17 protein-coding genes are annotated in these 20,825 nt (G+C 71.2%); 11 read left to right on the forward strand and 6 right to left on the reverse strand.

The annotated features are described in order from the left end of the window. The first annotated feature begins 69 nt into the window (after positions 1–69). The 4 genes from lexA to RM788_RS48795 all read left to right on the forward strand — a co-directional run bounded on the left by lexA (position 70) and on the right by RM788_RS48795 (position 3,248). Entirely contained in the window at positions 70–729 is a 660-nt protein-coding gene (gene lexA, locus RM788_RS48780) for a transcriptional repressor LexA (protein WP_315928195.1), read from the forward strand. 164 nt (positions 730–893) lie between these two features. Beyond that, entirely contained in the window at positions 894–1,583 is a 690-nt protein-coding gene (locus RM788_RS48785) for a TetR/AcrR family transcriptional regulator (protein WP_399342441.1), read from the forward strand. 167 nt (positions 1,584–1,750) lie between these two features. Next, positions 1,751–1,942 carry a ferredoxin gene (locus RM788_RS48790; protein ID WP_315928200.1) on the forward strand — a complete coding sequence of 64 codons (192 nt, stop codon included), beginning with the start codon at positions 1,751–1,753 and terminating at the stop codon, positions 1,940–1,942. An 82-nt stretch (positions 1,943–2,024) separates the two neighbouring features. Continuing rightward, positions 2,025–3,248, forward strand: a complete 1,224-nt coding sequence (locus RM788_RS48795; protein WP_315928202.1) for a cytochrome P450 — start codon at positions 2,025–2,027, stop codon at positions 3,246–3,248. 54 nt (positions 3,249–3,302) lie between these two features. Here the strand turns inward: RM788_RS48795 and RM788_RS48800 are convergent, their stop codons facing one another. Together RM788_RS48800 and RM788_RS48805 are read right to left on the reverse strand one after the other, a co-directional pair. Then, positions 3,303–4,058, reverse strand: a complete 756-nt coding sequence (locus RM788_RS48800; RefSeq protein WP_315928204.1) for an SDR family NAD(P)-dependent oxidoreductase — start codon at positions 4,056–4,058, stop codon at positions 3,303–3,305. Further along, complete coding sequence (locus RM788_RS48805; RefSeq protein ID WP_399345306.1) at positions 4,055–5,371, reverse strand: MFS transporter; 1,317 nt, start codon at positions 5,369–5,371, stop codon at positions 4,055–4,057. The genes RM788_RS48800 and RM788_RS48805 overlap by 4 nt, the downstream gene beginning before the upstream one ends. 397 nt (positions 5,372–5,768) lie before the next feature. On the opposite strand from RM788_RS48805, the gene RM788_RS48810 reads away from it, so the two are divergent. Beyond that, positions 5,769–7,586, forward strand: a complete 1,818-nt coding sequence (locus tag RM788_RS48810; RefSeq protein WP_315928208.1) for a flavin-containing monooxygenase — start codon at positions 5,769–5,771, stop codon at positions 7,584–7,586. Then, the gene (locus RM788_RS48815) at positions 7,583–9,151 is read left to right on the forward strand and encodes a hypothetical protein (protein WP_315928210.1); all 1,569 of its coding nucleotides are present in this window, start codon (positions 7,583–7,585) and stop codon (positions 9,149–9,151) included. The genes RM788_RS48810 and RM788_RS48815 overlap by 4 nt, the downstream gene beginning before the upstream one ends. Positions 9,152–9,468: 317 nt before the next feature. On the opposite strand, the gene RM788_RS48820 is transcribed toward RM788_RS48815, so the two are convergent. Continuing rightward, entirely contained in the window at positions 9,469–10,221 is a 753-nt protein-coding gene (locus tag RM788_RS48820) for an ANTAR domain-containing protein (protein WP_315928212.1), read from the reverse strand. Between the two features lie 478 nt (positions 10,222–10,699). Here RM788_RS48820 and RM788_RS48825 point away from each other — a divergent pair, with 478 nt between their 5' ends. Then, positions 10,700–11,080: a helix-turn-helix domain-containing protein gene (locus RM788_RS48825; protein WP_315928214.1), complete on the forward strand. Its 381-nt coding sequence runs from the start codon at positions 10,700–10,702 to the stop codon at positions 11,078–11,080. 83 nt (positions 11,081–11,163) lie between these two features. Here RM788_RS48825 and RM788_RS48830 read toward each other — a convergent pair whose 3' ends face one another. Next, the gene (locus RM788_RS48830) at positions 11,164–12,726 is read right to left on the reverse strand and encodes a discoidin domain-containing protein (RefSeq protein WP_315928216.1); all 1,563 of its coding nucleotides are present in this window, start codon (positions 12,724–12,726) and stop codon (positions 11,164–11,166) included. 310 nt (positions 12,727–13,036) lie between these two features. On the opposite strand from RM788_RS48830, the gene RM788_RS48835 reads away from it, so the two are divergent. Next, positions 13,037–14,548 (forward strand): amino acid permease, encoded by a 1,512-nt coding sequence (locus RM788_RS48835; RefSeq protein ID WP_315934927.1) that lies wholly within the window; start codon positions 13,037–13,039, stop codon positions 14,546–14,548. 34 nt (positions 14,549–14,582) lie between these two features. Here the strand turns inward: RM788_RS48835 and RM788_RS48840 are convergent, their stop codons facing one another. Then, positions 14,583–15,722: a GNAT family N-acetyltransferase gene (locus RM788_RS48840; protein WP_315928218.1), complete on the reverse strand. Its 1,140-nt coding sequence runs from the start codon at positions 15,720–15,722 to the stop codon at positions 14,583–14,585. Positions 15,723–15,771: 49 nt separating this feature from the next. Beyond that, positions 15,772–17,211: a hypothetical protein gene (locus tag RM788_RS48845; RefSeq protein ID WP_315928220.1), complete on the reverse strand. Its 1,440-nt coding sequence runs from the start codon at positions 17,209–17,211 to the stop codon at positions 15,772–15,774. A 246-nt stretch (positions 17,212–17,457) separates the two neighbouring features. Here RM788_RS48845 and RM788_RS48850 point away from each other — a divergent pair, with 246 nt between their 5' ends. From RM788_RS48850 to RM788_RS48860, 3 genes are all read left to right on the forward strand, one after another. Next, on the forward strand, positions 17,458–18,507 hold the full coding sequence (locus RM788_RS48850; RefSeq protein WP_315928222.1) for a YeiH family protein: 1,050 nt from the start codon (positions 17,458–17,460) through the stop codon (positions 18,505–18,507). Between the two features lie 71 nt (positions 18,508–18,578). Then, a complete protein-coding gene (locus RM788_RS48855; RefSeq protein WP_315928224.1) occupies positions 18,579–19,019 on the forward strand; it encodes an RDD family protein in 441 nt (146 codons plus the stop codon). 119 nt (positions 19,020–19,138) lie between these two features. After that, positions 19,139–20,809 carry an alpha/beta fold hydrolase gene (locus tag RM788_RS48860; protein WP_315928226.1) on the forward strand — a complete coding sequence of 557 codons (1,671 nt, stop codon included), beginning with the start codon at positions 19,139–19,141 and terminating at the stop codon, positions 20,807–20,809. Positions 20,810–20,825: the final 16 nt, after the last annotated feature.

A 20,825-nucleotide genomic window follows, 5' to 3' on the forward strand; every position in this document is an offset into this window, starting at 1 on the left:
GGGGACACCGGCAATCGTCCGGCGATCGCGTGTCATCGGCCTCGGGGGCCTACCTCTACCATTCGGCTGGTGACCGCCTACGACGATCTTGACGCGCTCGACCTCGACACGTCGACGCTGCCGCCGCGCCAGCAGCGGATCCTCGTCGCCATCCGGGACTGGTCGACGAGGTACGGGTACTCGCCGAGCACCCGCGAGATCGGCGAGGCCGTCGGGCTGCGGTCGTCGTCCTCGGTGTCCAGGCACCTGGCGAGCCTGGAGGACAAGGGGTTCCTGCGGCGGAGCACGGCGATGTCGCGGCCGATCGACGTGCGGATGTTCCTGCGGGAGCCCTCCGCGCGGGAGTCGGGCGACGACTCGGTGCCGGTGCCGGTGGTCGGCGACATCGCGGCGGGCAGCCCCATCCTGGCCGAGCAGCACGTGGACGAGGTGCTGAAGCTGCCGCGCGCCCTCGCGGGCCGCGGCCGGGTGTTCGGGCTGCGCGTGCGCGGCGACTCGATGGTCGGCGCCGCGATCTGCGACGGCGACATCGTCGTGGTGCGGCAGGAGGTCGAGGCGCACTCCGGGCAGATCGTGGCCGCGATGATCGACGACGAGGCGACCGTCAAGGTGTACCGGCGGCGCGGAGGCCACGTGTACCTGGAGCCGCGCAACCCGGCCTACAGCGCGATCGACGGCGACCGGGCGGTCATCCTCGGCGTGGTGGCCTCGGTGCTGCGCAGCATCTGACCGGGCGGGATCGTGACAGCGTGATTAAATCAGTTGCTTGACTTAGGTCGCTCTGTCCGGTTTGACTGGTCCGCAACAACGCCGACGCCCAGGAGGTCGCCCGTGAGGCAGGTCGAGAACGGGATGACGACCGGCGTGGCCGCGGGCCGCCCGCCTGTGCGGTTGTGACCGTGGTGGTGGACGTCGGCAGAACCCCGCGGGCGGCCAGGGTCGGCGCCACCCGCCACCAGATCCTGACCACGGCCGAGCGGCTGTTCGCCGAGCAGGGCCTCTACGCGGTGTCCAACCGCCAGATCAGCGCGGCGGCCGGGCAGGGCAACAACGCGGCCGTCGGCTACCACTTCGGCACCAAGGCCGACCTCGTGCGGGCGATCGTCCATGTGCACTCCGACCGCATCGACGCGCTGCGCGTGGCAGCGGTCGCCGCCGTCGCCGGGTCGGGCGACGTCCGCGACTGGGTGGGCTGCCTGGTGCGGCCGCTCGCCGCGCACCTGGCCTCGCTGGGCGAGCCCACGTGGTTCGCCAGGTTCAGCGCGCAGGTCATGACCGACCCGGCCTTCCAGGGGATCGTGTCCGAGGACGCGCTGGCCGAGGCCTCGCTGCGCGAGGTGCTCGACAACCTGGGGCGCTGCCTGCCGGACATGCCCGCCGACGTGCGCGTGGATCGCGCGCACATGGTCCGCCACCTCCTCGTGCACGTCTTCGCCGAGCGCGAGCGCGCCCTCGCGGAGGGCGACGCGACGCCGCGGCCCACGTGGGACGCGGCCGCGACCGGGCTCGTCGACGCCATCACCGGGCTGTGGACGGCCCCGGTCAACGCGACCCCGGCGGCCGGGGTGCGCGCTTCCGACTGATTCGGACCCGGTCGGACCGCCATCGCCGGTTCGGCCGTTTCGCGCGGTTCGGTTCTCTCCGCAGTCACGTCATCACGTTGCGTCGCACCTCCTCTTCCGACATGATTAAGTCAGTCGATTGACTCAACTGAGTTGTCGGGAATGACGAGCGACGAGGAGTGCGACGGATGAAGGTCTTCGTGGACGAGGACAAGTGCTGCGGGGCGGGGTCCTGCGTGCTGTCCGCACTGGAGGTGTTCGACCAGCGCGACGAGGACGGCGTCGTGGTGCTGCTGGACGCCGAACCCGCCGAGCACCTGCACGCGGCGGTGCACGAGGCCGTCCAGGTGTGCCCGGCGGCGGCCATCACCGTGGCGTGACCGGCACCGCACCCCACCGCACGACGAACTGACGCCGTCCGCCGTGCCCGAGACGGCGGCGGCACCCACCGGAAGGACACCGATGACCAGCACGACGGACCCCGCGGGCCACAGCCCGGCCGAGGCTCCCGACTACCCGATGCCGAGGGCGGAGGGCTGTCCCTTCGACCCGCCGCCCGCGCTGCGCGACCTCCAGGAGCAGGCGCGCGTGACCCGCGTGAAGCTGTGGGACGGCAGCACCCCGTGGCTGGTCACCCGGCACGCCGACCAGCGCGCCGTGCTCACCGACCCGCGGGTCAGCGCCAACATGACCCACCCGACCTACCCGCGCCAGGCGGCGGGCCCCGGCGGGACCCTGAGCTTCATCGGCATGGACGACCCCGAGCACGCGCGGCTGCGGCGCATGGTGGGCCCGGTGTTCATGGTGAAGCGGGTCGAGGAGATGCGGCCGATGGTCCAGCGGATCGTCGACGAGGCGATCGACGACCTGCTCGCCGGGCCCAACCCCGCCGACCTCGTCGAGGCGTTCGCGCTGCCGGTGCCGTCGCTGGTGATCTGCAAGCTGCTCGACGTCCCCTACGGCGACCACGACTTCTTCCAGGCCAACAGCAAGACCATGATCAACCGCAACTCCACGCCGGACGAGCGGATGGCGGCCTCGGGCAGGCTCGCGGAGTACCTCGGGCGCCTGGTCGCCGAGAAGCTGGAGAAGCCCGGCGACGACCTGCTGTCCCGGCTGGGCGAGAAGATCAAGGCCGGTGAACTGACGATCCGCCAGGCCACCGAGATGGCCGTGCTGCTGCTCATCGCCGGTCACGAGACCACGGCGAACATGATCGCGCTCAGCACCGCGTTGCTGCTGCGCAACCCCGACCAGTTGGCGCTGCTGCGCGACTCCGACGACCCGAAGCTCGCGCACAGCGCCGTCGAGGAGATGCTGCGCTACCTCAACATCACCCACGGCGGGCGCCGCCGCGTGGCGCTGGAGGACATGGAGGTCGCGGGCTGCCCGGTCAAGGCGGGTGAGGGGCTGGTGCTGCCGAACGACATCGCCAACCGCGACCCCGAGGTGTTCACCGAGCCCGACCGGCTCGACATCACCCGCTCGGCGCGGCACCACGTGGCGTTCGGGTTCGGGGTGCATCAGTGCCTAGGCCAGCCGCTGGCCAGGCTGGAGCTGGAGATCGTCTACCGCAGCCTGTACCGGCGGGTGCCGAACCTGGCGCTGGCGACCGACTTCGAGAAGGTGCCGTTCAAGCACGACGGGTTCGTCTACGGGGTCTACGAGCTGCCGGTGACCTGGTAGTCCGGTCCGGCGGCCGTCCACTCCGCACCGCGCGGGGTGGACGGCCGCCCGCGGTCAGACCGCGGACCACCCGTTGTCCACGGGCAGGATCACGCCGTTGAGGTTGCTCGCCGCGTCCGAGGCGAGGAACACGATCACGGCGGCCTGCTCGTCGGGCCGGGAGACCCGCCCGAAGTTGGCCCGGTACGGCATCAGCGCGGCCGGGCCGTGGCCCTCGCGCGCGACCTCCGCGGTGATGGAGGTCATCGTGGCGCCGGGCGCGACGGCGTTGGTGCGGATGCCCGAGCCGCGGTACATGATCGCCAGCGACCTGGTCAGGCCGACGACGCCGTGCTTGGACGCGGTGTAGGCCGTACCGGCGGCGCTGCCGCGCAGAGCGGCCTCGGACGCGGTGTTGACGATCGCGCCCTTGCCCTTGGCGAGCATGTGCGGCACGACGCCGCGGGCGAGCAGGAACGGCGCGGTCAGGTTGACCCTGATCACCCGGTCCCACTCCTCGTCGGTGACCTCGTGGGCCGCGGTCATGCCGTCCACGATCCCGGCGTTGTTGACCAGCACGTCCACGCCGCCGAACGACTCGACGGCCGTCGCGACCACCCGGTCGACCACGGCCTGCTCGGAGAGGTCGCCGACCACGGCCACCGCCGTCCCGCCCTCGTCGGCGATCTCCTCGACGACCGCCGCGGCCCCGTCGCCGTTCAGGTCGGCGACGACGACCCGTGCTCCCTCGGTCGCGAAGCGCAGAGCCGCCGCCCGGCCGATCCCGGCGCCCGCGCCGGTGACGATCACGCTGCTGCCGCGGAGGCTCATGTCCGGATCTTCCGGGGGATGGAGGTCGCGATGGCGGCCGCGGCGAGCGCCGCGCCCGCGCCGATCGCGATGATCACCCGGAACCCGGTCAGCGACGGCACGAGCGCCGGGCCGAACGGGACGGTCATCTGCGACAGGACCACACCCGCCACGGCGCTCGACACCGACGTGCCGATCGACCGCATGAGCGTGTTGAGGCTGTTGGCGGCCGCGGTCTCCGACACCGGCACGTTGGCCATGATCAGCGACGGCATCGAGCCGTACGCCAGGCCGATGCCCGCGCCGATCAGGCACGAGACGAGCACGAGCTGCCAGATCTCGCTCATCAGCAGCAGGTTGATCCCGTACCCGAAGGCCACCACCAGGGTGCCCGCGATCAGCGTCGTGCGCGGCCCGCTGGTGCGGGTGATGCGGGCGGAGACCGGGGCCATCGCCATCATCACCAGCCCGGACGGGGCGAGGACCAGGCCGACGACGAACATCGGCTGGCCGAGGCCGTGCCCGGTGGCGGACGGGAGCAGCAGCAGCTGCGGCAGGACCAGCGACATCGCGAACATGGAGAAGCCGAACACGGCGGAGGCGAGGTTGGTCAGCGCGATCGGCTTGCGCCCGCTGGTGCGCAGGTCGACCAGCGGTTCCCGGTTGCGCAGCTCCCACCGGGCCCACGCCAGCAGGACGACGACCGCGACGGCGATCAGGCCGAGGGTGAGCGCGCTGGTCCAGCCCCACGCGGTGCCCTTGGACACGGCCAGCAGGAAGCACACGAGGACGATCGTGAGGCCGACCGCCCCGACGAAGTCGAACCGCCCGCCGGTGCGGACCGACGACTCCGGCACCAGCGCCACCACCAGCGCCGTGGCCACCACGCCGAGTCCGGCGGCGCCCCAGAACAGCACGTGCCAGTCGAAGCTGTCGGCGACCAGGGTCGCCACGGGCAGGCCGAGCGCGCCGCCGACGCCGAGGGAAGCGCTCATCAGCGCGGTCGCCGAGCCGAGCCGTTCGGTGGGCAGCTCGTCGCGCATGATGCTGATGCCGAGCGGGATCACGCCGGAGGCGAGGCCCTGGAGGACCCGCGCCACGACCAGCGGCGCCAGGCTCGTGCTGAGCGCGGCCAGCACCGATCCCGCGACCAGCAGGCCGAGGCTGACCAGCAGCATCCGGCGCTTGCCGTACATGTCGCCCAGCCGTCCGACCGTCGGGGTGGCCACGGCGGCGGCCAGCAGCGTGGCCGTGATCGCCCACGCCGTGTCGGCGGCCGTCGAGCCCAGCAGCGCGGGCAGCCGGGGGACCAGCGGGATGACGACGGTCTGCATCAGCGCCACCGTGACGCCCGCGAACGCGAGCACGGAGACGACCACGTTGGGCCGTCCCACCTCGATGGCGGGGGCGCCCGGCGGGTCGGCCTGGGTGGTGGACGGTGTGGACGGCACGAGCGGCCTCCGGGTGGTGTGCGCGACTTGGTTCGCCATGATTAAAGCAGCCGCTTGACTTAGTCCGGTGCAGGCGTGGCGCGGGTCATCCGCCGTCACGTCGCGGGGTCGACCGGTGACGCACCGGTACGACCTGCACTTTAAGTCAGTCATTTGACTCAAACTGGTGATCTCGGTTAGGTGGATCCAGGAGGGCGGAAGATCGCCCCGCCGGGTCCCGCTGGATCCCGTTCGCGGCGCCGCGAACCCCCGTGCCATCCAGCACAGCAGAGAGGTGTGCATGCCCACGCCACAGACGTCGTCCGTCGTCCCCGCCGAGCTGGGCTTCGACCCGGAGGAGCTCCGCGCCCGGTACCGCGCCGAGCGCGACCGCCGGATCCGTCCGGACGGCAACGCGCAGTACCGGCGCGCCGACGGCGAGTTCGGCTACTACGCCGACGACCCGTACGCCGACCGCGAGTTCATCAGGGAACCGCTGGAGGACCGGGTCGAGGTGGTGCTGGTCGGCGCGGGGTTCGGCGGACTGCTCGCGGGCGCGCGGCTGCGCCAGGCGGGCGTCCAGGACATCCGGGTGATCGACGAGGCCGGTGACTTCGGCGGGACCTGGTACTGGAACCGCTACCCCGGCATCCACTGCGACATCGAGTCCTACATCTACCTGCCGCTGCTCGAAGAGGTCGGCTACGTGCCGAAGTGGAAGTACTCGCCGGGGGAGGAGATCCGGCAGCACTCGCGGGCGGTCGCCCGGCAGTTCGACCTCTACCGCGACACCTGCTTCCAGACCCGCGTGACCGATCTCCGCTGGGACGACGAGGCCTCGGAGTGGATCGTCGCCACCAACCGCGGCGACCGGATGCGGGCGCGCTACGTGGTGGTGTCGAGCGGCACCCTCAGCCGCCCCAAGCTGCCCGGCATCCCCGGCATCGAGACGTTCGCGGGGCACACGTTCCACACCAGCCGCTGGGACTACGACTACACCGGCGGTGACGCGGACGGCGGGCTGGACAAGCTCGCGGACAAGCGCGTCGCCGTCATCGGCACCGGCGCGACGGCCATCCAGGTCGTGCCGCACCTCGGCCGCGACGCCGGGCACCTCTACGTGTTCCAGCGCACCCCGTCCTCGGTCGACGTCCGCGGCAACCGCCCGACCGACCCCGAGTGGGCGCGGTCGCTGACCCCCGGCTGGCAGCGCCACCGCATGGAGAACTTCCTCGGGATCGTCACCGGCGGGGTCGCGGAGGAGGACCTGGTGTCCGACGGGTGGACCGGCAGCGCCCGCCTGCTGCAGAACCTCATCCCCAGCAACGCCTACGCGGACCTCTCGCGCGAGGAACGCGACCACGTGAACGAGATCGTGGACTTCCAGAAGATGAACGAGGTCCGCGACCGGGTGGACGCCGTGGTCGCGGACCCGGCGACGGCCGAGCTGCTCAAGCCGTGGTACCGCTACATGTGCAAGCGCCCCACGTTCAGCGACCACTACCTGGACGCGTTCAACCGCCCCAACGTGACCCTGGTCGACACCGCCGACCACGGCGGCGTCGAGCGCATCACCGAGAAGGCGCTGGTGGTCGGCGGGCAGGAGTACGAGGTCGACTGCATCGTGTTCGCGACCGGGTTCGAGGTCGGGATCTCCGGCGTCCTGTCCGGGCTGCTGCCCGTGCACGGCCGCGGCGGCGTCGCGCTGACCGAGTACTGGGGTCAGGGGCCGAAGACGCTGCACGGCTTCTACAGCCACAACTTCCCGAACCTCTTCCACCTCGGCCCGCTGCAGAACGCCAGCTCCGTGAACTTCGTGCACATCCTCGACGAGCAGGCGTCCCACGTCGCCGCGGTCATCGCGGAGGCCCGTGAACGCGGGGCCGCTCGGATCGAGCCGAGCCCGGAGGCCGAGGGCGCCTGGGTGGACGCGATCCGCGCCAACGCGCCGGACCTGCACAGGTTCCAGGCCGAGTGCACGCCCGGCTACTACAACAACGAGGGCAAGCCCAGGCAGCGCCGCGAGTCCTTCGCCGACGGCCCCGTCGCGTTCCACGAGGAGCTCAGGCGCTGGCGCGCCGACGGCGGCATGGACGACGTCATGGTGGTGGGCGGATGAGCAGCCGGTACGGGCACGCCGAACCCACGAGCGCCACGCGGACCGTGCGGCGGCTCAACCCGCCGAACCGGCTGTGGGGCTCCAACGGGGTCGCTTTCGGGCCGGACGGGCGGCTGCACGTGGCGCAGTTCCTCGCCGGGCAGATCAGCGCCGTGGACATCGCCTCCGGTGACGTCGAGGTGGTGGTGCCGCTGGACGGCCCGGTGCAGTCGCCGGACGACCTCGCGTTCGGGGCGGACGGGTCGATGTACATCACCGACCTGGTCCCCGGCCGGGTGTGGCGGCGCAGTCCGCTGGGGGAGTTCACGGTGGTCACCGACGAGGTGGCCGTGCCCAACGGCATCACCTGCGTCGGCGACCGGCTGTTCGTCAACGAGATGAAGCCGGGCGGGCGGCTGCTGGAGCTGTTCCCCGACGGCGGGGACCCGGTGGTGCTCGCCGACGACCTGGCGATGGGCAACGCCATGCAGCTCGGCCCGGACGGCTGCCTCTACTACCCGCACATGATCACCGGCAAGGTGTTCCGGGTGCCGCTGGACGGCGGTGCGCCCGAACTGGTCGCCGAGGACGTGCTGGAACCGGTCGCGGTGCGGTTCGACCTGGACGGGACGCTGGTGGTGCTGTCCCGCGGAGCGGCGGGCATCGTGACGCGGCTGGACCTCTTCGGCACCGGGGACCGGGCCCTGGTGGCCAGCGGGGTCGTGGGGCTGGACAACGCGGCGTTCGACGACGAGAACCGGATGTTCGTCTCCAGCTTCGCCAGCGGCGGGATCGCGGAGATGAGCCCCGACGGGCGGACCAGGGAAGTCGTGCCGCAGGGGTTGGACGGGCCGTTCGGGGTGACCGTGGACCTCGGCGGGACCGTGCGGGCGGCCGATCACTACCGGATCGCCGATCCGGGCGGGGCGACCCGTGAGCTGGTGACGTTCGTGCACGGGATCGTGGCGGACGGCGAACTGCTGCACGTGACGTCGCAGTACGGGGACGTGCGCACTTACGACCCGGCGACCGGGGTGTTCCGGTTCCGGGCGCGGGGGTTGGACCGGCCCGTGGGGATCGCGGTGCGGGCGGACGGGGTGCTGGTGGTCGCGGAGTCGGGGTCCGGGCGGGTGCTGGGGATTGATGTCGATGATGTGGTCGAGGTGTTGGGGGAGGGGTTCGGGCGGCCGGTGGACGTGGCTCTGGACGCGGAGGGGCGTTGTTATGTGAGCGATGAGCTGGGTGGGGCGGTGTTCCGGGTGGAGGGCGGGAGGCCGGTGGTCGTGGTGGAGGGGCTTGAGGCGCCGCAGGGGTTGGTGGTGGACGGCGGGGAGCTGGTGGTCGTGGAGGTGGGGACTCGGCGGTTGTTGGCTGTGGATGTCGGGACGGGGGAGGTCCGGGTGGAGGCTGAGGGGTTGGCGGTGGGGCTGCCCGGTGGTGGGGGGAGGGTGGAGCCCGCGTTGTTCGCGCAGGGGATGCCGGGGGTGCCGCGGCAGTTCGCGGGGCTTGCGGTGGGGGTGGATGGGGATTTGTACGTGTCGGGGAATGGTGAGGGGACTGTGGTTCGGTTGTCGTTGCGGGGGTGAGTGGGGTGGGTTTTGAGAAGAGGGAAGCCCGGCCCCCGGCGCGCGATTGTCTCAATGCCACACCCCTGCTTGTCAAGGCGGGAAAGATGCCTTGACAAGCAGGGGTGTGGCAGGAGGGCGCTGTGTATCGGGGGCAGGGGGAGGTCTGGCTTCGCCAGCATCGGCTTTGCCGACGGGGCATCCTCGCTGCGCGTCGGACGAGGCACCTCGCTGCGCGTCGGTAGGGCGGGAGGGCGCTCCGCGCCGGGTGCGGGTGGGCGGCTGCGCCGATGAGGGTGTTGGGCTGCCCGGTGCTCTGTGGCTGGGTGGGGAAGGCGTCAGGTTGTTGGTTCTGCGGCGGTGGTGATGAATCGGGTGGCCAGGTCGCGGAGTTTGATGTTTTCGCGTTGGGATTGTTGGACCAGCAGGGTGAAGGCTTGTTCGGCGTCTACTCGGCGTACCGCCATGAGGATGCCCTTGGCCTGGTCGATGGTGGCGCGTGAGGTGAGCGCGTTCTTCAGTTGGGTGATGTGGTCCATGCTTTGGCGGTAGCGGCGGGCTGCGCGCAGGGCGGCTTCGGCGGCGGTTGTGTACAGCTCGAGCAGGGCGGCGTCCAGGGCGTGGAAGCCGTGTGGTTGTTCGCCGTAGAGGTTCAGGGAGCCGTGGTATTCGGTGTCGATGAACAGCGGTGCTGACAGGTAGCTCGCTACGCCCGAGTCGGCGGCTGAGGCGGCGAATGCCGGCCAGCGGTGGTGGGCGTCTGCGATGGATATGCGGACGACCTTCCGGGTTTGTGCCGATTCCAGGCACGGGCCTTGGCCGGAGCGGTACTGGTGGCCGTCGAGGTGGGTGGCGTGGTCGTGGCTGACGGCGGCGGTCTTCGGGGTGCCGTCGCCGACCATGGTGACGCTTGCCATGTCGGCCTCGGGGATCGCGTGGATGGCTTGCAGGCACACCCGGTGGAGGATGACGTCGAGGTCTTCGTCCTGGTCGAGGGTTTGCGACAGTCGTTCGAGCGCGCCGGTCACCTCGTCCAGCTGTCGGACGAGCTGATCGGTCATCAGGTCACCCGACCCGTCCTGCTCTGTCATCGCCGGCCTCTCGTCGCGTGTCCATGGTGTACCCGGTGGTGCGCGTGGCGACACGGTGATCGGTCGGGTAGATCGGTCCGGTGTCGCGGGTGGGAACGCCGTGGCCACTCGATCGAGTAAATCTGTACCGGCGAGAGTAGACATTCAGGGGCAGTTGTGGGTAATGTTCGTCATGTAGGACGACAGGATTCGGCTCGTGGTCGGATCACCAGAGCAGAAGGGGAGGGTCGCACACCATCGGATCGCCTGCCTTCGGCTGATGTGGCCGGGCGGGTACCGCAGTCCCATCGGATGGGGATTTCCCAGTCGGATTGGAAGGTGGTCTTCGGTTACGCACAAGCGATCCCCGCTGTTCCCGCCTTACGGGCGGATGAAGCGGCAAGAGGAAATCGGCCTCGCGGCCGGTTGATGGCAGTGAACCCACGACCCTGGAGCCCCGGTGCTACGGCATCGGGGCTCCTCGTGACGCGGAGGCGCGATGACACCAGACGAGGACCGGCAGCACCACGAGAACGCGGTTTCCCCGCCGCAGTCGACGGCGGACAAGTTCGACGACGACCACTACCCCGCCTACACGATGGGCCGGGCGGCGGAAATGCTCAGCACGACGGCCGGGTTCCTGCGCAGCCTCGACGAGATGAAGCTGATCGAGCCGCAGCGCTCCACCGGAGGCCACCGGCGCTACTCCCGCTACCAGCTGCGACTGGCGGCCCGCGTGCGCGAACTGGTCGACCAGGGCACCGGGCTCGGTGCGGCGTGCCGCATCGTGACCCTGGAGGACCAGCTCCAGGAAGCCAGGGCCGCCAACGACAACGCGCACGCGCCGGGAGATCCCTACCCGCCGTTGCGGGGCGTCTGACCCCCGCCGGCACGCACGACAAGAGGACAACGGGCCAGGCAGGCGCCTGGCCCGAGTGGTCCGGACGTGGCGCTGACCGGCTGTCAGTAGCCGATCGCGGTGGCGGCCACCTCCCGCAGTGACGTCGCCGTCGCCGCGTTGACGTAGAGCGGGCTGAGGCCGCGCGGCGACTCGCGGAACAGGATCCCGTACAGCGTCGCGGAGTTCAGGTAGATCGCCGTGTCGTTGGGGTGCTTGCCGTCGGCGACGATGAGGTACGACGTGCCCTTCGTGGCGATCAGGGTCTCGAACTCCTCGCTGATCGGCGCGAGCGCGTTCGGCGTCGGCAGCCCGGTGGACAGCGCGGCGTAGTTCGTGTTGATCGCCGCGACGTTCGCGGCCCGGTTGGCGAACGGCGCCGGGTCGACGAGCGCCCAGTTCTTGAACAGCACGACCTTGCCGCCCGGCTTGAGGGAGCGGCCGAAGGTGGGCGAGTAGGTGTTCAACAGGGTGTTGGACGCGCTGGTCGGGTTGGTCGCGACCAGGGTGCTGTACTCCTGGAGCACGATGTAGTCGTACTTCGCCGACCCGCTCAGCGCGGCCGCCACCTCGCCGCCGTCCCACGTCTGCTGGAGCGTGTTGCCGAAGTGGATCACCTCGGTGAAGCGCAGCGTGCGGCCCGCCGCGGTCGCCAGCTGCTGCACCACCTTCGGCGTGTCCGCGCCGGTCGCGCCGGTGGCGGTGCCGATCAGGCTGTTGCCGATGAACAGGACGTCCAGCGGCGCCGCAGCCACCGCCGCCGTCGAGACGGAGAACCGCACGGTGAACGGCGACCCCAGCGGCCCCGACGCGTTGGCGCCCGAGTAGGCCTGCACGGTCAGCGTGTACGAGTCCGCGGTGGCCAGCAGCGGGCAGTCGACGTAGTCGTTGCACAGGAAGTACGGCGCCGTGTTCTCGGTGCGCGCGTACGCGGATCCCTTGGCGCCGGCCAGGGTGAAGGCCACGCTGCCCGCCGTGACGCCGTTCGCGAGCGTCGCCTGGAGGCTCAGGTTGCGGTTGGCCAGCCTGGTGAGGTCGACCACCGAGCCGTCCACCAGTGGGCTCAGCCCGAGCACCGGCTTCTTCGACGCGTTGTTGACCAGTGCGACGCCGGCGACCGCGCTCGTGGCCGCGCCGGCGCCGAAGACCTGGAACTCCCACATCGAGTAGCCGTAGGACGGCAGGGCCCGCTGGGTGAGGTCGACGCGCACGTACCGCGCGGTCCCGGTCACCGGGATGCTTTGCCTGCCACCGGTTCCGGCCGTCGTCGCGTACACCTGCGTGTAGTTCCCGCCGTCGGTCGACAACTGGATCGTGAACGCCTTCGCGTAGGCGCTCTCCCAGTTGACCGCGACCTGGCTGATCCTGGTCGCCGAACCCAGATCCACCTGGAACCACTGCTCAGCCGCGAACGCGCTCGACCACCGCGTCCCGTCGTTCCCGTCCACCGCCGCGCCCGCCGCCGTCCCCGCCGACTCCGACGACGACGCCGTCACCGGCTTGTTCTGCGACACCACCACGTCCGCCGCGACAGCCGGCGTCGTCGCCGCTGTGAGCAGCGCGGCCAGCAGGCTGACGAGGACCGCGACGAGTACGAGCCGGTGCCGGTTGCGCGGTGCGTCGGTCATGGGGCGACTCCCGAATAGGCTGGAACCGAAGCTTCCCAACGCTCCACGCGGTCCGGGAAGTGCCCTGACGACCGGTCTTCGTTGACGCTTCACACCGCCCGCCTCGCGGGTCCGGCGATCCCCCGACTGCCGAGGTGGTTGGCCTGCCCTTCGCGTTAATCAACCGCACCGACTGTAACGATCGGCGGCCTCTCTCTTGACACGCGCGGGTCGCAGCGAGCAAATGGACCGGCTTTGGTCCATAAGCCACGGCCATGCCTGACCCTCTGCATCGAGGAGGACACCGGTGAGCGACGAAGTCGACAGTCCGATGGCATCACGGTCCGCTGACGAGGAGCGGTTGCACGAACTCGGTTACGCCCAAGAACTCTCCCGCACCATGTCCGGGTTCTCGAACTTCGCGGTGTCCTTCACGATCATCTCGATCCTGTCCGGCTGCCTGACCCTCTACGGGTTCGGCATGAACACCGGCGGGCCCGCGCTGATCGTGTGGGGTTGGCCGTTCGTGGGGCTGATGACGTTGGTGGTCGGCCTGGCGATGGCGGAGGTGTGCTCCAGCTTCCCGACGGCGGGCGGGTTGTACTACTGGGCGGCGAAGCTGGCGCCGAGCAATGGTGCGGCGTGGTCGTGGTTCACCGGGTGGTTCAACTTCCTGGGCCAGGTGGCCGTGACGGCGGGCATCGACTTCGGGGCGGCGTTCTTCATCAACGCGTACCTGGACCTGCAGTTCGGGTTCGCCGCGACGCCGGGGCACACGATCCTGATCTTCGGGTTGGTGCTGGTGCTGCACGGGCTGCTGAACACCTTCGGCGTGAAGCTGGTGTCGCGGCTCAACGACATCAGCGTGTGGTGGCACATCGTCGGCGTGCTGGTGATCGTGGGCGCGCTGGTGTTCATCCCGTCGGAGCACCAGTCGGCGAGCTACGTGTTCACCACGTTCGTCAACAACACCGGCTGGACGTCGCCGCTCTACGTCGGACTGCTCGGACTCCTGTTGGCGCAGTACACCTTCACCGGCTACGACGCCTCGGCGCACATGACCGAGGAGACGCACGACGCGGCCCGCAGCGGTCCGCGCGGCATCGTGATGTCCATCGTGGTCTCGCTGATCGCGGGCTGGGTGCTGCTGGTCGGGATCACCTTCGCGATCCAGGACTACGACGGCGCGATCGGCAGCTCGACCGGGGTGCCGCCCGCGCAGATCTTCATCGACGCGCTGGGCTTGACCGGCGGGAAGCTGCTGCTGCTGATCGCGATCGGCGCGCAGCTGTTCTGCGGCATGTCGTCGGTGACCGCGAACTCGCGGATGATCTACGCGTTCTCCCGCGACGGCGCGCTGCCCGCGTCGAAGTTCTGGCACAAGATCAACAAGCGGACCCGGACGCCCACGAACGCGATCTGGCTGGCCGCGGGCGGGGCGTTCCTGCTCGGCCTGCCGTACCTGTGGAACCCCACGGCGTACGCGGCGGTCACGTCGATCGCGGTGATCGGGCTCTACATCGCCTACGTCATGCCCACGCTGCTCCGGTTGCTGCAAGGCGACCGGTTCCAGCGCGGACCGTGGCATCTGGGCAGGTGGAGCAGGCCGATCGGGATCGTCGCCGTGGTGTGGGTCGTCTTCATCAGCGTGCTGTTCATGCTGCCGCAGGCGAGCCCGGTGACCGCGAAGACGTTCAACTACACGCCGATCGCGGTGCTGGTGGTGCTCGGCTTCGCGGGCGTCTGGTGGCTGGTCTCCGCCCGGAAGTGGTTCACCGGCCCCAAGGTCCAGGGCACGCCGGAGGAACTGGCGGCGATCGAACGGGACCTGGACTCGGTCTGACCGGACGGTGAGGGGGCATGGCGGCCATGCCCCCTCACGGCACGTAGTAGGTCAGCAGGTCGGCGCGGACCGGCGGGAACAGCGCGGCCATGAGGTCGCGCGCGGGACCGGGGTAGACGTCCGGGTGGCGCTCGGCGAGGCCCTCGATGCCCAGCGGGCCGAACAGCAGCGCCGGGACGAGGTCGGGGGCCACACCCGCGCCCCCGACGGACGCGGGACCGGCCATCACGCCGCCCGCGGTCATCGGGCCCGCCTGTCCGTCCGTGCAGCGGAAGCGCACGTGCGAGCGGAAGAACGAGACCACGACGTCCCCGTCGTAGCCGTCGGCGCGCCTGGACAGCAGCGGCCGCAGGTGTTCCAGCAGCGCCACGGGGTCCTGGATCCGCGAGCAGTACATCTCCGCGTCCCGCGGCGGCGGCCCGAGGAACGGCGCCAGCCGGTTGCCCGGCCGGTCGGTGACCTCGACGTCCTCCGCCAACCCGAGGACGTGGCTCAGCAGCGCCTGTTCGGCGGCGGCGTCCACCGCGGCGATCTCGGTGAGCCGGGAGTCCGCCAGCCGCCCGGTGCCGACCGGGACGCCGTCGCGCTCGACCACCCAGAGAGTGCTGCCCTCGCGGGCCACCAGCCAGCGCCAGCACGCCGCCGAGTGCGGCATCCGCAGGTCGACATCGGCCTGCAAGCCGTCCTGCAACGCCGCCATCGCCTTGACGTCGTCCACCTCGGCCCGCCGCACCACGTGCCCCTCGACCGCGGGCGGCGGTGTGGCGACCGGGCGGGCAGGCGGGATCGGGATGGCGTAGGAGTAGCCGAACTGGCGGTAGAAGTAGGGGATCCCGACCATCACCTGGGTCAGGTGGCCGCGGTCGGCCGAGTGCTGGTGCGCCCACGCCATCAGCCGCCGCACCAGGCCGCGGCCCTCGTACCCGCGGTCGGTGGCCACCAGTTCGACCTGCCCCGCGGGGATCTCCACCCCGCCGAGCACCAGGGTCTCGTCGAGCACCGTCAGCGTGGAGACGACCCGCTCGCCGTCGACGACCACCGCGCAGGACTCCCAGCCCTGGTCGGGGTCCTCCACGACGAGCCGGTGGTCCAGCGCGTCCTCGGGTTCGCCCCGCTCGGCCAGCAGGTCGGCGATCTGCTCCAGGTCGCGGGGCTTGGCTGTGCGCAACTCCATCCACCGAGTGTGCCGAGGGGCGGCCCGGTGGGCGAGCGCTTTCCGGCGGCTACACCCGTGCGCGCATGACGATCAGGTCGCCGTGCCCGCCGTAGCCGAGCACCGGTTCGGCGAACTGGGTCCCGTCGAACGTGATCAGCCACCAGTCGCGACCGACGGGCAGCAGCACCGGGTGCGGGATGTTGGTGCCGTACGGGGCGTCCAGCGTGCCGAGCCTGCGCATCGACAGGTCGTAGACCGGGTACTCGCGCGCGTCGCCGTCGCTGGCGAACACGTACCACCGGCCGCCGACGCGCTGGATGATCGTGCCCTCGGTCTGGTCGACGGTCCCGTCGGCCCCGGCCCTGGACAGCGAGTCGGCGTAGTCGGCCCCGCGCGGCCCGACGGCCAGCGCCGGGTGGAACACGAACGCGGGCTGCTGGGCCTCGCTCTCCACGAACGCCAGCCGCCAGCGGCCGTCCACGAGCGTCAGCGCCGGGTCCCAGGAGCTGACGGTGGTGGGCAGCGGCAGGCGTGCGCTCGGGATGACGTGCACGCCGGACAGCACGTTCGCCTTCGTGGTGGCGTGCCGGACGTGCACCCCGTCGAAGTCGAAGTCGCCCCAGGAGCTCATCAGCAGGATGAACCGGCGGGTGCGGTCGTCGTAGACGATCTGGCCCGCGTGGTCGCCGAGGACGAGCCCGTCACGGGCGAAGAACAGCAGCGCGACCTGCTCCACGCGGGTGGGGTCGGCCAGGTCCAGCGTCCACACCGCCCAGTGCGCCTGCTGGAAGAACCCCAGCCCGGCGTTGGTCATCGTCAGGTACAGCTTGCCGTCGCGGATGAACGGCCTGCCGTCGGCGTGCTGCACGACGTGCGGGTCGCGGACCCCGGCCTGTCCGAAGTACCCCGCCCGCACCCGGCCGAGCCGCACCTGCCCGCGACCGCCGTAGGCGTAGTCGAGCCCGCCCAGGACCGCGGGTACGCGCAGGTCGACCAGGGGGCGCACGCCGTCGCGCTCGGTCAGCACCGGGGCGCCGTCCACCAGGACGGTCACCACCGTCGAGTTGACCACCACGGCCAGCTCGAACGGCCCGTCGACGCTCACCTCGGCGGACTTCAGGACCGTGGTCGTGCCGCCGACGGTCACCTCGACGGTCGCCAGTCCGGCGACCGGGTCGACGGTGCCCAGCACCGACGTGCCGCCGCCCGCGAGCCCGGCGACCGCGGTACCGCTGCGCACCTCGACCACCACCGAGCCGAACGGCGCCCGCGGCCGCACACCGGTCTCGACCAGCCTGTCCGACGCGGGGGACGCCGGGTGGTCGTACTGGGTGAACCGCGGCGCGATGAGGTCGAACGGGCGGAACTGGTGGGTGGTCTCGAAGTGCAGGTCGAACGGCGTCAACGCGGGCCCGGCCGTCGCGGTCGCCTCCGTGAGCAGTGCCGGGACCGCTGCCGCCGCGGCCACACCGCGCAGCAGAGTGCGGCGATCGATCTTGCCCGTCATCGCGTGCCCTCCCTTGATCGGCACCTGACGTGTACCCGAACCCGGCGGGTCCGCGCCAGGGGTTGACCGGGAGTGGCATCCCGATCGCTCCGGAACGGTCGGCTTCGACCGGAGTCGATCATAGGGCGGGGATCGCGCTCACCGCCGGACGTCGTCAGGTGAACCTCGGGTCGTCGGCGGCCCGCGTTCGCTCTCGCGATCAAATGTACGTACACTCCGACTTTAAATGTACGTACATTGGAGGTAGTGGTGACCGCTGTTATCCCACGGCCGTCGCCGGACTCCGCGCGGCGAACGCCGGCGCGGGTGGTGCCGGGCCTGGTGGTGGCGCTGGTCGTCGCCGGGATCGCCACCGGACTGGGCGGGCTCGTGCCGGTGGTCGGCGGGCCGGTGTTCGGCATCGTGCTGGGTGTTCTCGCCGCGGTGGCGGTGCCCGGCCTGCGGGAGAGCCGGTGGACGCCCGGCTACGACATCGCGGGCAAGGTCGTGCTCCAGCTCTCCATCGTGGTGCTCGGCGCGGGACTGTCGCTGCGCCAGGTGGTCCAGGTCGGCGGGGAGTCGCTGCCCGTCATGCTCGGCACCCTCGCCATCGCGCTCGGCGGCGCGTGGCTGCTCGGCCGGTGGCTCGGCGTCCGCGGTGACGCGCAGATCCTGATCGGCGTGGGCACCGGGATCTGCGGCGCGTCCGCCATCGCCGCGACCACCGGCGTGATCAGGGCCAAGCAGGAGCAGGTCGCCTACGCGCTCGGCACGATCTTCGTCTTCAACATCGCGGCCGTGCTGCTGTTCCCGCCGATCGGCCACCTGCTCGGCCTGAGTCCGCACGCGTTCGGCCTGTGGGCGGGGACCGCGATCAACGACACGTCCTCCGTGGCGGCCGCGGCCTACTCCTACGGCGGCGACGCCGGGACGTACGGCCTGGTCGTCAAGCTCACCCGCTCGCTGATGCTGATCCCGGTCGTGGTCGTCCTGGCCGTGCTGACCGCCCGCCGGGAGGCCCGCGGGGGGTTCAGCGCGCGGACCATGCCGTGGCGCCGGATCGTCCCGGTGTTCCTGGTCGGCTTCGTCGCCGCCGCGGCACTCGGCACCCTCGGTGTCATCCCTTCCGCCTGGCACCCGGCGCTCACGGCCCTGGGCGCCTTCCTGATCACCACCGCCCTGGCCGGGATCGGCCTGTCGCTGCGGCTGTCCGCGCTGCGCCGGGCGGGCGCCCGCCCGTTGCTGCTCGGCGGTCTGCTGTGGCTCGCGGTCGCGGTGGGCAGCCTCGGTCTGCAAGCGCTTACCGGCCACCTCTGACCCCGCCTCCGCGACGGTCCACCTGAGACGGGAACCGTTTCGGCGGGCCGTGGTCTGGAAAGGTTGCCGGGATGGATGCCGGGAAGACCGTGGTGCTGCGCCGCTACGTCCAGTACGTGCTGGACCAGGCGTTGATCATGGTGGCGACGGTCTCGGCGACCCTGTGGGGAGCGGCCGCGGCGTACTCGCTGGTCGAGATTGGCGCTCCGGGGAAGGTGCTCTACCTCCCGCTGGTGATGTTCATCGGGATCCAGTTGGGCGGCACGGTGTGGTCGGAGGTGTGGGTGCCGCACCGGCAGGGCGGGGCGACTCCCGCGATGAGCCGCATGGGGCTGCGGATCGTCCGGATCGACGGCCGCGAACCCAGCCTGCGCGACTACCTCGTGCGGTGGCTGCTGTTCGCGGTGGACGGCCTGTTCCTGTGCCTGGTCGGGGTGGTGCTGATCGCGATCACGCCGCGCAACCAGCGGTTCGGCGACCTGGTGACGCGGACCGTGGTGGTGCGCGCGTAGCAGCGGGGGACTGGTCCCGGAGGACTAGGCGCCGGGCCGATTCCGTACTCACGGACGAGGCGGGCGGGTGGTGCGCCCCGCCAGGATCGCGGTCCCGTACTCCGATCCGAAGGACCATCATGCGACGACAGGCACAAGTCGCGGCGGCGGTCGTCCTGGCCGCCATCACGGCGGTCGCGCCCGCCCACGCCGACCCGCTCGACCCCTACACCGGTCAGCGGATCACCTGGGGGCCGTGCGCGTTCACCCCGGCGGAAGGCGCGCCCGCCGTCGAGTGCGCGCTGGTCGAGGTGCCGCGCGACTGGGCGGACCCGGCGTCCGGAGTGGACCTCGACGTCTCGTTGAGCCGGTCGCGGGCGACCGGTGAGCGCAAGGGCGTGCTGCTGATCAACCCCGGTGGCCCCGGCGGCAAGGGCACCGGGTTCGCGAACTCCGTGGCGGGGCTCGCGCCCGAGGTGAACGCGGCGTACGACTTCATCGGCATGGACCCCCGCGGCACCGGCACGTCGCCGCAGGACAGCGGGTTCCAGTGCCACGTGCCCACCGGGCGCCTGCCGCAGGGCCTGCTGGACGCGCGGGACCGGTCCGCGCAGAGCGTCGCGGCGCACCAGCAGCTGCCGCGCGCGATCGCCGAGGCGTGCCAGAGCGACGCGGTCGCGCCGTACACCACCACCTGGCAGACAGCGCACGACATGGACCTGGTGCGGAGCCTGCTGGGGGAGGACGAGATCAACTACCTCGGCTACTCCTACGGCACGTGGCTCGGCGCGAAGTACGCGTCGCTGTTCCCGGCGAACACCGGGAAGGTCGTGCTCGACTCCAGCGTGAACTGGCAGGGCAGGCTCCAGGCGGCGTTCGAGGCGTTCCCGGAGATCGACCAGCGGCAGTTCGACGCCCAGTACCTGCCGTGGACGACCCGGCACTACCCGGAGGTGGTCGGCACGACTCCCGCCGAGGCGAAGGCGACGTGGGAACGGGCGCGCGGGTACTTCGCCGCGCACCAGCTGCCGCCGGACAACTTCGACCGCGCGTTCGTCGGCATGGGCAGCCCGCTGGGCTGGCTGCTCGCCACGCTGGTGTTCGTGGTCTCCGCGAACAGCGCCGACGGCGGCGAGGCCGTCGACCCGGCGCTGCCGGCCGAGTTCGACGAGGTGTCGCGCGCCGAGTTCGGCGTGCCCGCCGCGGACCTGACGCCCGAACGGATCACCGCGGCGGCACCGGACTACACCGACGTGTCCGGCACCCGCTTCGCGGTCGCCTGCGGTGACCAGGAAACCCGTTCCGCCGCCTGGTACAAGGCGCTCAGCGACCGCCAGGGACCGCTGAACCCGGTGTACGGCTGGGCATACGGGCTGTCGGAGCCGTGCGCCTACTGGTCCGACGCGCCGCGTCAGCAGCTGCCGACACTGCCGCCGCAGGTCGCGGCCAACGTGCTGGTCGTGCAGGGCGAGATGGACCCGCAGACGGGCTACGAGCAGGCGCGTGCCGCCGTGCGCGCGGCACCGGGCGTCGGGTTCGTGTCGGTGGACGACGCCGCGTACCACGGCCAGTACGCCACCAGCGGGAATCCGTGCGTGGACGGCATGGTGGAGGTGTTCCTGCTGCACAACTCCCGGCCCGGCACTGCGGTGTGCCCCGGTGTGCCGCTCCTCCAGGAGGACACCGTGTTCCCCGTCGCCGGACCGGTGAGGGCGCCCGTCGCCGTCCAGGCCGCGCAGACGCCGACACCGGCGACGCCGCTGCGCGACCAGGTCCAGCGCTACCTGGGCGAGGTCAACTCGTTCCGCTGAGGGCTCCGGGCTGATC

Source organism: Umezawaea sp. Da 62-37, from assembly GCF_032460545.1.
Lineage (GTDB): Bacteria > Actinomycetota > Actinomycetes > Mycobacteriales > Pseudonocardiaceae > Umezawaea.

What these genes read in the sequence shown, in the direction of transcription:
- RM788_RS48805 (WP_399345306.1), bottom strand. Translation starts at nt 5,371, where the DNA reads ATGCAGACCGTCGTCATCCCGCTGGTCCCCCGGCTGCCCGCGCTGCTG.
- RM788_RS48800 (WP_315928204.1), bottom strand. Translation starts at nt 4,058, where the DNA reads ATGAGCCTCCGCGGCAGCAGCGTGATCGTCACCGGCGCGGGCGCCGGG.
- RM788_RS48840 (WP_315928218.1), bottom strand. Translation starts at nt 15,722, where the DNA reads ATGGAGTTGCGCACAGCCAAGCCCCGCGACCTGGAGCAGATCGCCGAC.
- RM788_RS48855 (WP_315928224.1), top strand. Translation starts at nt 18,579, where the DNA reads ATGGATGCCGGGAAGACCGTGGTGCTGCGCCGCTACGTCCAGTACGTG.
- RM788_RS48835 (WP_315934927.1), top strand. Translation starts at nt 13,037, where the DNA reads ATGGCATCACGGTCCGCTGACGAGGAGCGGTTGCACGAACTCGGTTAC.
- RM788_RS48790 (WP_315928200.1), top strand. Translation starts at nt 1,751, where the DNA reads ATGAAGGTCTTCGTGGACGAGGACAAGTGCTGCGGGGCGGGGTCCTGC.
- RM788_RS48825 (WP_315928214.1), top strand. Translation starts at nt 10,700, where the DNA reads ATGACACCAGACGAGGACCGGCAGCACCACGAGAACGCGGTTTCCCCG.
- RM788_RS48845 (WP_315928220.1), bottom strand. Translation starts at nt 17,211, where the DNA reads ATGACGGGCAAGATCGATCGCCGCACTCTGCTGCGCGGTGTGGCCGCG.
- RM788_RS48860 (WP_315928226.1), top strand. Translation starts at nt 19,139, where the DNA reads ATGCGACGACAGGCACAAGTCGCGGCGGCGGTCGTCCTGGCCGCCATC.
- RM788_RS48810 (WP_315928208.1), top strand. Translation starts at nt 5,769, where the DNA reads ATGCCCACGCCACAGACGTCGTCCGTCGTCCCCGCCGAGCTGGGCTTC.
- RM788_RS48795 (WP_315928202.1), top strand. Translation starts at nt 2,025, where the DNA reads ATGACCAGCACGACGGACCCCGCGGGCCACAGCCCGGCCGAGGCTCCC.
- RM788_RS48830 (WP_315928216.1), bottom strand. Translation starts at nt 12,726, where the DNA reads ATGACCGACGCACCGCGCAACCGGCACCGGCTCGTACTCGTCGCGGTC.
- RM788_RS48815 (WP_315928210.1), top strand. Translation starts at nt 7,583, where the DNA reads ATGAGCAGCCGGTACGGGCACGCCGAACCCACGAGCGCCACGCGGACC.
- RM788_RS48820 (WP_315928212.1), bottom strand. Translation starts at nt 10,221, where the DNA reads ATGACAGAGCAGGACGGGTCGGGTGACCTGATGACCGATCAGCTCGTC.